The organism is Kitasatospora sp. CMC57 (assembly GCF_045866025.2).
Taxonomy (GTDB): Bacteria; Actinomycetota; Actinomycetes; order Streptomycetales; family Streptomycetaceae; genus Kitasatospora.
The window spans coordinates 4,109,649-4,123,503 of sequence record NZ_AP035881.2 but is presented as its reverse complement, the minus strand read 5'-3'; the positions used below and the strand labels follow the sequence as shown (position 1 = coordinate 4,123,503).

Annotated in this window: 12 protein-coding genes; 7 read left to right on the top strand and 5 right to left on the bottom strand. The window is 72.9% G+C overall.

Annotation, left to right across the window (positions count from 1 at the left end; genetic code table 11):
* Nucleotides 1-68: 68 nt before the first annotated feature.
* Entirely contained in the window at nt 69-686 is a 618-nt protein-coding gene (locus ACKUU6_RS18400) for a helix-turn-helix domain-containing protein (RefSeq protein WP_407989668.1), read from the top strand.
* 37 nt (nt 687-723) lie between these two features.
* On the opposite strand, the gene disA is transcribed toward ACKUU6_RS18400, so the two are convergent.
* Both disA and radA read right to left on the bottom strand, forming a co-directional pair.
* Nucleotides 724-1,782, bottom strand: coding sequence for a DNA integrity scanning diadenylate cyclase DisA (disA, locus tag ACKUU6_RS18395; protein WP_403041003.1), 1,059 nt, complete (start codon nt 1,780-1,782; stop codon nt 724-726).
* Between the two features lie 171 nt (nt 1,783-1,953).
* Nucleotides 1,954-3,465, bottom strand: coding sequence for a DNA repair protein RadA (radA, locus tag ACKUU6_RS18390; RefSeq protein WP_407989667.1), 1,512 nt, complete (start codon nt 3,463-3,465; stop codon nt 1,954-1,956).
* Nucleotides 3,466-3,722: 257 nt separating this feature from the next.
* On the opposite strand from radA, the gene ACKUU6_RS18385 reads away from it, so the two are divergent.
* Together ACKUU6_RS18385 and ACKUU6_RS18380 are read left to right on the top strand one after the other, a co-directional pair.
* Nucleotides 3,723-5,345: a BACON domain-containing protein gene (locus ACKUU6_RS18385; RefSeq protein WP_407989666.1), complete on the top strand. Its 1,623-nt coding sequence runs from the start codon at nt 3,723-3,725 to the stop codon at nt 5,343-5,345.
* Between the two features lie 351 nt (nt 5,346-5,696).
* A complete protein-coding gene (locus ACKUU6_RS18380) occupies nt 5,697-6,704 on the top strand; it encodes an NAD-dependent epimerase/dehydratase family protein (protein WP_407989665.1) in 1,008 nt (335 codons plus the stop codon).
* A 63-nt stretch (nt 6,705-6,767) separates the two neighbouring features.
* Here ACKUU6_RS18380 and ACKUU6_RS18375 read toward each other — a convergent pair whose 3' ends face one another.
* On the bottom strand, nt 6,768-7,820 hold the full coding sequence (locus tag ACKUU6_RS18375; RefSeq protein WP_407989664.1) for a family 2 encapsulin nanocompartment cargo protein polyprenyl transferase: 1,053 nt from the start codon (nt 7,818-7,820) through the stop codon (nt 6,768-6,770).
* 132 nt (nt 7,821-7,952) lie between these two features.
* Complete coding sequence (locus tag ACKUU6_RS18370; RefSeq protein ID WP_407989663.1) at nt 7,953-9,404, bottom strand: family 2B encapsulin nanocompartment shell protein; 1,452 nt, start codon at nt 9,402-9,404, stop codon at nt 7,953-7,955.
* Between the two features lie 426 nt (nt 9,405-9,830).
* Between ACKUU6_RS18370 and ACKUU6_RS18365 the strand changes: the two genes are divergently transcribed.
* Entirely contained in the window at nt 9,831-10,937 is a 1,107-nt protein-coding gene (locus ACKUU6_RS18365) for an ATP-grasp domain-containing protein (protein ID WP_407989662.1), read from the top strand.
* A gap of 17 nt (nt 10,938-10,954) precedes the next feature.
* On the opposite strand, the gene ACKUU6_RS18360 is transcribed toward ACKUU6_RS18365, so the two are convergent.
* Nucleotides 10,955-11,509, bottom strand: a complete 555-nt coding sequence (locus ACKUU6_RS18360; RefSeq protein WP_407989661.1) for a methylated-DNA--[protein]-cysteine S-methyltransferase — start codon at nt 11,507-11,509, stop codon at nt 10,955-10,957.
* Between the two features lie 355 nt (nt 11,510-11,864).
* Between ACKUU6_RS18360 and ACKUU6_RS18355 the strand changes: the two genes are divergently transcribed.
* The 3 genes from ACKUU6_RS18355 (at nt 11,865) to ACKUU6_RS18345 (ending at nt 13,797) form a co-directional block, all read left to right on the top strand.
* The gene (locus ACKUU6_RS18355; RefSeq protein ID WP_407989660.1) at nt 11,865-12,398 is read left to right on the top strand and encodes a hypothetical protein; all 534 of its coding nucleotides are present in this window, start codon (nt 11,865-11,867) and stop codon (nt 12,396-12,398) included.
* Nucleotides 12,399-12,431: 33 nt separating this feature from the next.
* Nucleotides 12,432-12,569, top strand: coding sequence for a DUF6126 family protein (locus ACKUU6_RS18350; RefSeq protein ID WP_407989659.1), 138 nt, complete (start codon nt 12,432-12,434; stop codon nt 12,567-12,569).
* 106 nt (nt 12,570-12,675) lie between these two features.
* Entirely contained in the window at nt 12,676-13,797 is a 1,122-nt protein-coding gene (locus tag ACKUU6_RS18345; protein WP_407989658.1) for a carboxylate-amine ligase, read from the top strand.
* The last annotated feature ends 58 nt before the right edge of the window (nt 13,798-13,855 follow it).

Genomic DNA, 13,855 nt, shown 5'->3' with positions numbered 1-13,855 from the left:
GATTGCGTGAATGGTTGCAGAAGGGTGATTGTTTGCGCAAGCGTTGACGTTCATGGGTTAATGAACCGGTGGACGAGCAACTGATCGAGCGTGAAGTAGGCGACCTGGCCACGCTGAAGGCTCTGGCCGACCCCATGCGGCTGGCGATCATCGGCATGCTGATGCAGCGGGATCCGGAGCCGCTGACGGTCAAGGAGATCGCCACCGCGCTCGACGAGCCGCCGACCAAGCTCTACCGGCACATCAAGCAGCTGGAGCAGACCGCGTTGATCATGGTGGCCGGCACCCGCGTGGTGTCCGGCATCACCGAGAGCCGCTACCGGCCGGCCCAGAAGTCACTACGCCTCTCCGGCGACGTCTTCGCCGACGGCAGCATCGACCGCCAGGAGGCGATCGGCCCGCTGCTCGCCGCGCTCGACCTGGTCCGCAGCGACTTCCGGAACCAGTACCTGGCGGACCGGCTCGACCTGCCGAGCACCGCGCCCGGCAAGCCCGCCTCGCCCGCGATGTTCAGCCACTTCACCCTGCGCCTGCGCCCCGAGCGGGTGGTCCGGCTGCGCAACCAGCTCGGCGGCATCCTCGACGAGTTGGCAGCCGAGGGTGACAGCACCGACCCGGACGCCGTGGACGTCACGCTGCTGAGCCTGCTCTACGCGGCGCGGCCGACCGACCCCACCGAGGCCTGACCACCTGCGCCGAGGGGCAGCCCACGCCGCACCCAGGTCAGACGTAGCGCTCCAGGATGGACGATTCTGCGAGGCGGGAGAGACCCTCGCGGACCGAGCGGGCCCGGGTCTCGCCGACGCCCTCGACCGTCTGCAGGTCGTCGATGCTGGCGGCCAGCAGCTTCTGCAGACCGCCGAAGTGCTCGACCAGCCGCTCGATGACCGTGTTGGGGAGCCGGGGCACCTTGGCCAGCAGGCGGTAGCCACGTGGCGAGACCGCCGAGTCCAGCGACTCCGGGGTGCCTGGGTAGCCGAAAGCCTTGGCGACCGTCTGCAGGTCGAGCAGTTCGGCGTGGGTGAGCGCCTCCAGGTCGGCGAGCACGTCGGGTACGGTCTTGCCGCGCTTGGCGGCCCGCTCGGGGAAGTAGTCCCGGGCGACCAGTTCGCGTTCGGGCTCGACGCCGGCGATCAGCTCGTCCAGCTGGAGCGAGAGCAGGCGGCCGTCGGTGCCGAGTTCGAGCACGTAGCCGGCGATCTCAGCCGCGATCAGGCGGACCATCTCCAGCCGCTGGGCGACCGCGGTGACGTCCCGGACGGTGACCAGGTCCTCGATCTCCAGTGCGGAGAGGGTGCCGGCCACCTCGTCCAGGCGGAGCTTGTAGCGCTCCAGCGTGGCCAGTGCCTGGTTGGCCCGCGACAGCACGGTGGTGGAGTCCTCCAGCACCCGGCGGGTCCCGTTCACGTACATCGCGATCAGCCGCATCGAGTGCGAGACGGCGACTACCGGGAAGCCGGTCTGCCGGTTGACCCGCTCGGCGGTGCGGTGCCGGGTGCCGGTCTCGTCGGTGGGGATGGTCGAGTCGGGCATCAGGTGCACCCCGGCCCGGAGGATCTTGGTGATGTCCTTGTCCAGGACCACCGCACCGTCCAGCTTGCACAGTTCGCGCAGCCGGGTGGCGGTGAACTCGACGTCCAGCACGAAGCCGCCGGTGGAGATCGAGTCCACCGTCTTGTCGAAGCCGAGCACGATCAGTCCGCCGGTGTTGGCCCGGAGCACCCGCTCCAGACCGTCGCGCAGACCCGTACCCGGCGCGATGGCAGTGAGGGAGGCCCGCAGCAGGGCCTCCTCGCGGGAGGACCTGTCCGCCCGGTCGTTGGCTGCCACGTGACTCCTCCGGTCGACCCGGACCGTGTGGCGTGGTGCCCGACGGTCTGTCTCTCATTACTGCACTTCATGCCGATTAAACAGGGGAAAGTCTAACGGCGTTCGGCAATAAGGAGGTGTGGGTCAGTTGAGTTCGTCCGAGTCGACCGGCTCCCACCCCTCCATGAGCTCCTCCGGGTAGGCCGCGACGGCCGCCACGACCGGTGCGGGACGGGGGGGCGGCGGGGCTGCGGCGGCCTCGCTACGGGGCTTCGCGGCGGCCTTGCGGCGGCCCGGGATGGCCCGCAGCGCCTCGCCGATGTCGGCCACCTCGACCACCTTCATGCCGCGCGGGACCTTGCCCGGATCCGGCGGCACCAGGGCGTGCGTGAAGCCCAGCCGGTGCGCCTCGGCGAGCCTCCGCTGAACACCCGTCACCCGGCGGACCTCGCCCGCCAGGCCGACCTCGCCGATCGCCACCAGGCCGTTCGGCAGCGGGGTGTCGGAGGAGGAGCTGGCCACCGCGAGCGCGATCGCCAGGTCGGCGGACGGCTCGGTGAGCTTCACGCCGCCGACCGTCGCGGTGTAGATGTCCTGCTTGCCGAGCTTCACGCCGCCGTGCCGCTCCACCACCGCCAGGATCATCGCGATCCGCGGCGACTCCAGCCCGGAGGTGGTCCGGCGCGGGGACGGGATCTGCGAGTCCACCATCAGCGCCTGCACCTCGGCCACCAGCGGCCGACGGCCCTCCAGGGTGACCGTCAGACACGTCCCCGGGACCGGCTTGTCACGGCGGGTCAGGAACAGTCCTGACGGGTCGGCCAGACCGACGATGCCCTCGTCGTGCAGCTCGAAGCAGCCGACCTCGTCGGTGGCGCCGTAGCGGTTCTTGATGCCGCGGATGATCCGCAGCCGGGCGTGCCGGTCGCCCTCGAAGCTCAGCACCACGTCGACCAGGTGCTCCAGCAGCCGGGGACCGGCGATCGAACCGTCCTTGGTGACGTGGCCGACCAGCAGCGTCGCCATCCCCCGGTCCTTGGACGCCCGGATCAGCGCACCCGCCACCTCGCGGACCTGGGCCGGACCGCCGGGGGCGCCGTCCAGCTCGGCGGAGGCGATGGTCTGCACCGAGTCCAGGATCAGCAGGCCCGGGTTGACGGCGTCGATGTGGCCGAGCACCGCACCGAGGTCGGACTCCGCGGCCAGGTAGAGGTGGTCGGAGAGGGCGTTGATCCGGTCGGCGCGCAGCCGGACCTGGCTGGCCGACTCCTCGCCGGTCACGTAGAGCGTGCGGTGCTGGTCGCTGGCCGCCTTGGCCGCCACGTCCAGCAGCAGGGTCGACTTGCCGACACCGGGCTCGCCCGCCAGCAGCACCACCGCGCCGGGGACCAGACCGCCGCCGAGCACCCGGTCGAGCTCTGGCACGCCGGTGGTACGGGCGGTGGCGACCTTCCCGTCGATCTGCCCGATCGGCTTCGCGGGGGTGCTCACCGGACCTGCGGCGGTCGTCCGGATCGGGACGGCGCCGTACTCCTCCACCGTGCCCCACGCGTTGCACTCGGGGCAGCGGCCGACCCACTTGGGCAGTTGGTTGCCGCACTCGGTGCAGCGGTACGCCGGACGCGGTTTGGCGGTGGTCTTGGTGCGGGCAGCCATGGGGCACACCGTAGCGGCTGGCACCGACAACGACTTTCCGCCGTTGCTCTGCACGGGCCTCGGGGTACCGCGCCGACCTGAGAGGAAGCGAACCTTCCCCGGGTGATCAGGCAGCCGCGCCAGGTCTCCTCGCGGTCGTCGGCCCGTGGCTGAGCCCCTGCAGAAAAGGTTCTCCATCGCGTGGTGTTGTTACCCGAAAGAAGTACAAGGAGCCCGAATCGGCCCCGGGCCCCCACGGCGTCCCTAGCGTCGGACGGGTGACGACTTCCCCCACGTCCACGGCGGCGGCCTACGACCAGTACGCCGACGGGCTGTTCACGTACTGTCTCTCCGTCCTGTGCGAGCACGACGCCACCGTTGCGGCGGTCCGCGAGGTCCGCGATCTCGCGCTGCGGCACGGCGAACGGCTGGCCGACCCGGCGCTGCGCCGCGCCTGGCTGTACTCGCTGGCGCGGCACTGCTGTCTGCGACGACTCGCCGAGGGCCAGGTGGCCCCTGGCCCGGAGCACCGGCAGGAGCTGGCGTCGCTGGCCTGGCCGGAGGCGGCGGGGACGCCACCGGAGCAGCGGGAGGCGCTGGAGCTGGCGGTGCGCCATCGGCTCGGCCCGGACGAGGTGGCGGCCGTGCTGGGGCTGTCCAGGGCGGCGGGCGACGAGTTGCTGGCCGCCGCCGAGGCGGAGGTGTGGCGGACCAGGGTCGCGCTGCTGGTGCTCGGCGTGGGTAGCTGTCCGGTGCTGGCCGAGCTGGGCGGGGCCGGGGCGGAGAGCTGGCGGGGGTGGGTGCTCGGCCCGGCGCTCCGCCGGGAGCTGGTGCGGCACGTGGTGGACTGTCCGACCTGCCGGGGTACGGCGGAGCGGGTCTCCGGCGAGCTGGGTACGGGCCTGGCGGCGCTGCCGGGGCTGCCGTTACTGCCCGCGCCGGCGGAGCTGCGGGCGCGGATGGTGTCCCGGCGGCCGGCCGGCCCCGAGGAGGGTGCGCTCCGGTTCGATCAGCGGGGCTTCCCCCGGCACCGGGCGCCCAGTCGGCTGGCCGGTCTGGCGGTGCGTCAGCGGATGGTGAGCACCGGTGTGCTGGCGGCGGTGCTGACGGCTCCGGTGGTGGCGCTCTGGGCCGCGCACCAGGGCGGCGAGGGCGCGGCGACGGCGACGGTCTCCTCGGTGCGGGTGGAGACGCCCGTGCGGCCGTCGGCCCCGGAGGTTCCGGGGACGCCGGTGCGGTCGGAGCACGGCCTTGAGCTGGCGGGCTCGGTCACCACAGGCGCAGAAACGTTGCTGCCGTCCGTCCTTGGCCCGGCCGTCCCGGTCCCAGGACACGGTGCCGGTCGACTCGCCAACGCCACTCCCCGACCGGAGAGCCCCGCTGGACCTTCGGGTCAGGCGGCCGGTCCCGGACAGCTGACGGTCGAGGCGCAGGAGTTCGGCGAGCGCACGGTGATCACCCTGGTCAACTCAGGTGGCACCACGATCCACTGGCACGCCGAGCCGGACGTCGACTGGCTCCGGCTGAGCCGCGACTCCGGCACGCTGGCTCCGGCCCAGCGGATCACCGTCACCGTGACGGTTGACCAGTCCCGGGCGCCGGACCACCAGTGGCGGGCCCGGATCGCCCTACCGCCGTCCCAGGCCGTGGTCACCCTGGAGGGCGGTCCGTCCGACCGGGGCATGCCGGCCGATCCCGCACCCTCCTCCCCCGCACCGACCGATCCCGGCACCCCGTCACCGACGCGGACGCCGACCTCACAGCCGACCCCCGGATCCCCGACCCCGAGCTCAGCTTCGAGCACACCCCCGAGCACCAGCCCCACGCCCACACCGGCCGACCCGCCCGCCCACTCCCCGTTTCCGACCCCGAGCGGGCCGAGCACGACGGCGTCCCCGTGACCGGCCCGGCGCAGGTCGACCGCGTCCCCGTGACCGGCCCGGCGCACGTCGACCGCGTCCCCATGGCCGGCCCGTCGCGGACCGCCCGGCCGGTGAGCACCCGATGAGGTACCGCACACCCGGCGTACCGGGCGGACGGCCCGGCGCCCGGCGCCGGGGAGAGCCACGTCGGCCCCCACGCAGGCCGACGGCGGCGGCCCGGCCACCGCAGCACCCCTCCCGGTAGCCACCTGACGGTCAGTCAGCGAACCTGCAGCGCTTCGCCGGACGGGCGGTCAGCTCTCGGCGAACCGGCTTTGCTCAGGGCGAACCGGCCTTCCGGCAGCCGCTGGACGGGCGCAGCCTGAGGGCATGAACCTCCTCGTGATCGGCGGCTCCTCCTTCCTCGGCCGCGCCTACGTGTCCGAAGCCCTCCGGCGTGGCCATCGGGTCACCACCTTCAACCGCGGCCTCTCCGGCCCCGACCAGCCCGGCGTCGAAGCCGTCCGGGGCGACCGCAACTCCCCCGAGGACCTGGTCCGGCTGGTCGAGGGCCGCCGCTGGGACGCCGTGGTGGACAGCGCCGGGCAGCAGCCGTACTCGGTCGCCCTGGCCACCCGGACGCTGCGCGACCACACCGACCACTACACCTTCGTCTCCTCGGTGCACGCCTTCACCGACTGGCCCGCCCTGCCGGTCGACGAGAACTCCGCCACCCAGCCCTGCCCCGCCGACACCCCGGCCGACCAGCCGCCCGGCAACCACCTCAAGGCCGGCTGCGAGCGCGCGGTGCTGGAGGCGTTCGGGCCCGAGCGGTCACTGATCCTCAACTGCGGTCTGCTGATCGGCCCGTACGAGAACGTGGGTCGGCTGCCCTGGTGGCTGGAGCGGATCGCCGAGGGAGGCAGGGTGCTCGCGGGCGGCGACCCGGAGCGCGAGCTCCAGCTGATCGACGCCCGGGACTTCGCCGCCTTCGGGCTCGACCTGCTGGAGCGCGGCGACGCCGGACGGTACGTCACCACCGCGCTGCCCGGGACCAGCACCATGCGCGAGATGCTCGAGGCCTGCGTGGCCGTCACCGGCAGCGGGGCCGAACTGGTCTGGGCACCGGACGAGTTGCTCACCAAGGCAGAGGTTTCGCCGTGGACCGAGCTGCCGCTCTGGAGCACCTCGGTGCCCGAGTGGTCGGGGATCTGGTCCGCCGACTCCGGCAAGGCCGCGGCGGCCGGACTGCGCACCCGTCCGCTGGCCGACACGGTCGCCGACACCTGGGCCTGGATCCAGCAGCGCGGCCCCGCTGCCACTCCGTACCGGCAGGGCACCACCCCGCTCGGTATCGACCGCGCGAAGGAGCAGCGGCTGCTCGCCGAGCTGGGCTGAAACCGAAGGTGGCACCACCGGAGTGGAGTTCCGGTGGTGCCACCAGGCGGGAACGGTGAGAACTCAGTACGCCCGTCGGGTGACCAGCTCCGCCAGCGCCAGCAAGTCGTCGGCCGCCGACGGGTCGGGGACGGCGTCGGCCAGGTGGGCGATCGCGGCCGCCATCCGCTCGCAGGACTCGCTCTGGGCCCAGGCCCGGCCGCCGGCCTGGTCCACCGCTGCGGCCGCCTCGTGCAGTTCGGTGGCGGTCAACGGGTGCTCCAGCGCATAGAGTTCGGCCAGCCGGACGCTACCGGGACGGCCCGAGGTGAGGGCGAAGACCACCGGCAGGGACTTCTTCCTGGCGGCCAGGTCGGCGCCGACCGGCTTCCCGGTGACCGCCGGGTCGCCCCAGATGCCGATCAGGTCGTCGATCAGCTGGAACGCCAGCCCGATCTCCCGGCCGAACGCGTCCAGGGCGGCCGCCGCCTGCTCCCCGGCGCCGCCGTACAGCGCACCGATCGCGCAGGCGCTGCCCAGCAGGGCGCCGGTCTTGGCCTCGGCCATCGCCAGGCACTCGGCGAGCGAGACGTCGTCCCGCTGCTCGAAGGCGCAGTCCGCCTGCTGGCCCTCGCAGAGCTCGACCACGCAGTCGGCCAGCCGCCGGACCGCCTGCGCGGCGGCCGGGTGCTCGTCCTCGGCGAGCACCCGCAGGGCCAGCGAGTGCATCGCGTCACCCGCCAGGATCGCCTCGGTGGCGCCGAACACCCGCCAGGCGGTGGGCCGGTGACGTCGGGTGTCGTCCCGGTCGATCACGTCGTCGTGCAGCAGCGTGAAGTTGTGCACCAGCTCGACGGCGGCCGCGGCCCGGACGGCGGCAGCCGGACCCGCGGGCCCGACCGCCTGCGCGGCGGCCAGCACCAGGGCCGGCCGGATCGCCTTGCCGGACCCGGCGGTCGAGGCCGTGCCGTCCGCCTCCCACCAGCCGAAGTGGTACCCGGCGACCCGCCGCATCGAGGTCGGCAGCGACTCGACGGCCGCCCGCAGCACCGGATCCACCACCGCCCGGGAGCGGGCCAGCACCTCGATGGCCTCGACCCCCTCGCGGCTGTCCCGCTCGATCGCGAAGATCCCCATGTACGTCCTCCCCCAGAAGATGTAGCCGCGCGCGGACCGCCCGCAGCGTCGGTGACCAGCCCTGTTCGGCCGGTCTGGTCGGCCACGCGCCCGACGCCGCGCGCTGATCCGACAGGACCGGCCGGAGAGGACCTAGCCCCGGTGCGCGATGTCGACGTTCTCCAGCACACCGACCGCGTTCGGCACCAGCACCGCGGCGGAGTAGTAGGTGCTCACCAGGTAGGAGATGATCGCCTTCTCGTCGATCCCCATGAACCGCACCGACAGCCCGGGCTCGTACTCGTCCGCCAGGCCGGTCTGCCGCAGGCCGATCACCCCCTGGTTGTCCTCCCCGGTGCGCATCGCGAGGATCGAGGTGGTCTGCCGCTCGCTGATCGGGATCTTGTCGCAGGGCAGGATCGGCACCCCGCGCCAGGCGGTGACCCGCGTGCCGTCCAGCTCGACCGTCTGCGGGTACAGGCCGCGCTTGCTGGCCTCCCGGCCGATGGCCGCGATCGCCCGCGGGTGAGCCAGGTAGAACCGGGTGCTCTTGCGCCGGCTGAGCAGGTCGTCCATGTCGTCCGGGGTCGGCGGCCCGGAGTGGGTGGAGATCCGCTGCTCGTACGCGGCGGTCGCCAGCAGGCCGAACTCCGGGTTGTTGACCAGCTCGTACTCCTGGCGCTCGCGCAGCGCCTCGACGGTCAGCCGGAGCTGGTGCTCGGTCTGGTTCATCGGCTCGTTGTAGAGGTCGGCGACCCGGCTGTGCACCCGCAGCACGGTCTGCGCCAGGCTCAGTTCGTACTCGCGCGGACGGAGTTCGTAGTCCACGAACGTCCCCGGCAGCCCGACCTCACCCCGGTGGCCGGCGGACAGGTCGATCTCCGCCTCGCCGTACTTGTTGACGGCCTGCCGACCGGCCGCCGCGTACCGCTCGATCTGCTCGCGCAGTGCGGGGGACCGCTCGGCCAGCTCCTGGAAGGCCGTCCGGGGCAGCACCAGTACGGTGCCCGGCGTGGCGGCGCGGACCGTGTACGGCCAGAGCGGGTCGGACTGCCGCAGGGCCTCGTCCCCCAGCTGGTCACCGTCGGCCACCACGCCGAGCTCCGTGGTCTCGCCGTACTTGCCGACGCCCAGCCGGTCGAGCCTGCCGTGAGCGATCAGGAAGACCTCGTCCACCGGCTGCCCGGCTTCCGCCAGCAGCTCGCCGGGAGCCACCGTCCGGGCGGTGAACCGGCCCGCCAGCTCGGTCAGCAGGTGGTCGTCGGGGAAGTCCCGGAGCAGCGGGATCTCGCGGAGCGTCGGTGCCACCACGCGGACCTCGGAGCCGGTCTGGTCGAAGGCCACCCGGCCCTGGCCGAGGGCGTGGCTCAGCCGCCGGTTCACCCGGTAGGTGCCGCCGGAGACCTCGACCCAGGGCAGCACCTTGAGCAGCCAGCGGTCGCTGATCTCCTGCATCTGCGGGGCGGACTTGGTGGTGGTCGCCAACTGCCGGGCAGCCTCGGTGCCGAGGCTCTGCCGGGTGGCCGCCGGGTTCCGGTGCACGCCGGCCGCGGCCGGTGGTTCCCCGCCCTGGTGGGGAATACCGACATTGGTTTCGATGGACATCGAGAGCCTCTCCGCGAGCACGATGCGGACACGACGGACTGATCGCGTTGCGTGGCTCATGGTGGCGGCCGGACGGGTTCAGCTGATCGACAAATGCCACTCGGATCACCCGAACCGGTGACTGTTCGGACGTTCTCGCTCCGGAGCGCAACTTCTGTGCATCGCGGGCCGGGGCGCGCGCAGGCGTCGAAGAATTCACATTCCGGAAACCTGTCGACGCGTGCGTCAACTATGAGATTTAGCAAGCTAGTTGGAGCAGCCAGGACGATTCTCCCGACGACCGCTGCGGATCGGCCGCCACCCCCCGTTCATCCCTTCGGCCGGGAGCGCTAAGGTGCCACCACAAGGGCGCAGTCAAGGCCGATCGGCCACCCTCTGCCGGACGCCCTCCCACCCTGCCTGCTGCCCTTTTCCAGGGAGACCTCCTTGATCGCGCCCACCCGCGTCTGGCTGAACCGCACCTACGCCGAGAACGTCTTCTTCATCGACCTGCTGCGGACGGCGCCGGTGGAGGTCTATGCCACCCACGTGGACGCCGACTCCCCCGTACTGGCCGCCGCCGACCACGGCCTGCTGGAGCCGGACGGGCTGTCCGCCGAGGCGTACGTCGAGTTCGCCCTCGACTTCTGCGACCGCCACCGGATCGACGTCTTCCTCCCCCGACTGCACCAGCTCGCAATCGCGCGTCGCCACGCCGAGTTCGACGCCCTGGGCACCGCGCTGATCTGCCCGCCCGCCCAGGCGATCGCCACCTTCGAGAGCAAGGTGGACGGCTACGTCGCGATGGCGGCCGCCGGACTGCCGGTACCGAGCTGGCACCATGTCCGGACCGCCGACGAACTGCAGCGCGCGGTAGAGGAGTTGGAGGACGCGGGCGAGCAGCCCTGCCTCAAGCCGGCCAGCGGCGCCGGCGGCGAGGGCTTCCGTACCATCACCCGGGAGCCGTTCCACCTGGGGCAGTTGGCCGGTTGGCCGAGCGGAAGCGTCCAACTCGGCCAGCTGGCCGAGGCGATCGCCGCCGCCCCCGGGCCGGTCGACCTGCTGGTGATGCCCTACCTCGAGGGCCCCGAGGTCTCGGTGGACTGCCTGGCCGACCCGGACGGCCGCCTCCTGGCCGCCGTCGGCCGCACCAAGCGCAGCCGCCGCCGGAGCTTCACCACCGACCCGGTGTACCTGGAGCCGACCCGACGACTGATCGAGACCTTCGGGATGGCGTACCTCTCCAACGTGCAGTTCCGCCACCACCGCGGTGTGCCGGTGCTGCTGGACATCAACACCCGGCCCTCGGGCGGCCTGCACCAGCTGCGGCTGTGCGGGCTCAACCTGCCGCTGGCCGCCGTGCAGCTGGCGCTCGGCCGACTGCCGGTGCTCCCACGGACAGACGAACTGCGCGGCCAGGACTACGCGTTGGTGGCCGGGGTCCAGCCGATCCTGCCGCCGCTGGCGGCGGCGCTGCACCAGGTTCCGGTTGCGGCAGCACCGGTCCGGATGGCAGCCGTGCACCAGCCGAAGCCGCTGGCCGCACTGGTCTGACGGGGACGGGCCCCGGGTCAGCCGGGGCCGTTCCAGTCCAGCATGGGCGGCAGTACACCCTCCAGGGTGAGCAGCCAGCGCTTGATCTCCAGGCCGCGCGGTCCGCCGAAGCCGCCGAGTCCGTCCGAGGCGACCACCCGGTGGCAGGGCACCAGCAGGCAGAGCGGGTTGGCGCCCATCATCTTCCCCACCGTCCTGGCGGCCGTCCATCCGCCGTCCGTGAAGTCCTCGAACACGCCGCTGCGGGCGCCGAGTTCGCCGTAGGTGAGGGTCTGTCCGTAGCCGGCCTGGGCGGTCAGGGTCTGCAGGACCGTCCGGTGCGGCCCGGTGGTGAACCGCCAGTCGATCGGCAGCTCCAGCTCGGTCCGCCGCCCCTCGAAGTACTCCGCCAACCGGGCCCGCACCAGCCCGGCCCGGGTCTCGTCCTCACACTCCGGCACCCCCACCCGACCGGGCACACCCCCGATCGCGTCCCCGTGGTAGGAGACCGCCGCCACTCCCTGCGCACTGACGGCCAGCCGCAGCGGCCCACTCGGCAACGGCGTCGGCACGGTCACCCAGGAGATCGACATACCCGCACGCTACCCGCGCCCACCCACGCCCGACCGCGGGATCCCCGATTCCCCCATTCCGCCATCCGCCCTACCCCGCCGGAGGTACCCCGCCCCCACTGCCGTCTCGCCGTAAGCGCCCGCGCTCCCCGCCTGCCGGAGGCGCACCCGCGCACCTCCCCATCAACCCCGCCCGCCACCATCCAGCCCCGACCCCGCCGGAGGCGCCAGCACTCCCACCCCATCCACCCCACCTCACCCCCGCCGGAGGCGCCCGCACTCCCACCCCGCCGCCCCGCCCGCCGCTCCCCGACCCCGCCGGAGGCGCCCGCGCGTCGCCCCGGCGTGCCGCTGAAACGTCCGGTATCAAGAAGGGATGAAATCACCACATAAGCCATTAATCCTCCCGCCTCTCCTTACCGTCGACAGCTCCGACCTGGTCGCCGAGATCGAGGCCTACCTGGCCTCCGTCCCCACCCGCCCCGACCTGCCGTACGTCTGTCCGCTCGGCAGCGTCCGCCGACCCTGGTACGCGGAGTCCAGACCACCGACCGCGACCCTGCTGGACCGCCTGCTGCGCAGACCCCCCGCACCGACCCGGATCGGCATCGCCGAGCACCTGACCCTGACCTCCCGGTACCTCGCCGCCGCCGGCTGGGTGCAGGGCACCATGTGGGACGCCGACGGCCGGGTCTGCCTGCTCGGCGCCCAGGCCGCCGTACTCGCCCACGGCTTCGGCTCACCGACGGACGCCCGCCGCGCCCGGGTCCAGGTGATGGAGGTACTGCACGCGAGCGGACACGTCGTCAGCTCCCCCGACGAGTACAACGACGCCCCGGCCACCCGCCAGGCGGACGTCCACCGGCTGCTCGACCGGGCCGCCGCCCGCGCCCGTACACTCGGGATCTGAGTACCCGGCCGTCACCCGAAGGAGCCCGCCGAGATGACCGAGGGCACCGCCGTCCGGGACGAGAAGAGCCGACGCCGCCAGATGCTGGTCCGGGCGTCGATCTACATCGCCGGCACGCATCTGTTCGCCGGATTCGTGATCCTGCTCTTCGCCGTCGGCAACCGCCACTGAGCTCGGGGCTCCACCCGATCGGACAGGCGTGTCCGCTGATTCGGCCACCCGTCCCCGGGCAGACTGCCCAGCGACAGGTGGAACCACGGGAGCGGGGCGGTGGGCGATGTCGGGATCCGATGCGGGCCAGGTACCGACCATCGGGGTCGAGGAGGAGTTCCTGCTCGCCGACCGGCACAGCCGGGCGGCCGTCGGGGCCGCGCCGGCCGTCCTGAAGACCGGCGCCGAGCTGCTCGGCGACCAGGTCGGCTGCGAGCTGTTCCCGACCATGGTGGAGACCCGCACTGTACCGGTGCGGACCCTGGACGAGCTGCACGGCGAACTGCTCCGGCTGCGCGCGGGTGTCGCCGCCGCGGCCGAGCAGGCGGACTGCCGGGCGGTGGCCTCCGGCACCATGGTGATCCCCTCTGCCACCCGGCTCGACGTCAGCGACCAGGAGCGGTACCGCCGGATGGTCACGGAGTACGGGCCGCTGATCCACGGTGACCAGGGCGCGGGCGTGGCCGGGTGCCACATCCACGTCGGCGTGCCGGACCGGGAGAGCGCCGTGCAGCTGGCCAACCACCTCCGGCCGTGGCTGCCGACCCTGCAGGCGATCGCCGCCAACTCGCCCTTCCACGACGGCCGGGACACCGGCTACGCAGGCTGGCGCACCCTGCGCTGGGCGCAGTTCCCGGGCGCCGGGCCGACCCCACTGCTCGCGGACGCCGCCGCGTACGACGCGCTGCTGGACCGGCTGGTCGGCACCGGCCTGCTGCTCGACCGCCGAATGGCCTACTGGCACGCCCGGCCCTCCGAGCGCTTTCCGACCGTGGAGATCCGGGTCTGCGACGTCAACGCCGACCCCGGGGTGGTCGTCCTGCTGGCCGGGCTGGCCCGGGCGCTCGCCGCCGTACTGCTGACCGAGGCCGCCCGGGGCGTCCGGCCTCCGGACACTCCCGACGCGCTGCTCCGCGCCGCGCACTGGCGGGCCGCCCGGGACGGTCTGACCGGCGCCGGCGTCGACCTGAGCACCGGCACCCCGATCCCCGCCGTCGAACTGGTCGAGCGCCTGCTCCGCAAGATCGCCCCCGGCCTGGCCGCCGCCGGGGACGCCGCCACCGTCCACAGGCTGTGGACGGAGCTGTGCAGCCACGGGGGCGGCGGCGCCGAGCGGCAGCGCACCGCCTACCGCCGCCGGTACGACCTGCGGGACGTGGTCGATGCAGTCACCCTGTCGCAGTACTGAGCGACGTGGTCGACGCGGTCACCCTGTCGCAGTACTGAGCCGAGACTACTGATCCGAC

Coding starts and splice junctions, on each gene's coding strand:
- ACKUU6_RS18345 (WP_407989658.1), top strand. CDS start 12,676: ATGTCGGGATCCGATGCGGGCCAGGTACCGACCATCGGGGTCGAGGAG.
- radA (WP_407989667.1), bottom strand. CDS start 3,465: ATGGCTGCCCGCACCAAGACCACCGCCAAACCGCGTCCGGCGTACCGC.
- ACKUU6_RS18350 (WP_407989659.1), top strand. CDS start 12,432: ATGACCGAGGGCACCGCCGTCCGGGACGAGAAGAGCCGACGCCGCCAG.
- ACKUU6_RS18375 (WP_407989664.1), bottom strand. CDS start 7,820: ATGGGGATCTTCGCGATCGAGCGGGACAGCCGCGAGGGGGTCGAGGCC.
- ACKUU6_RS18370 (WP_407989663.1), bottom strand. CDS start 9,404: ATGTCCATCGAAACCAATGTCGGTATTCCCCACCAGGGCGGGGAACCA.
- ACKUU6_RS18355 (WP_407989660.1), top strand. CDS start 11,865: ATGAAATCACCACATAAGCCATTAATCCTCCCGCCTCTCCTTACCGTC.
- ACKUU6_RS18360 (WP_407989661.1), bottom strand. CDS start 11,509: ATGTCGATCTCCTGGGTGACCGTGCCGACGCCGTTGCCGAGTGGGCCG.
- ACKUU6_RS18380 (WP_407989665.1), top strand. CDS start 5,697: ATGAACCTCCTCGTGATCGGCGGCTCCTCCTTCCTCGGCCGCGCCTAC.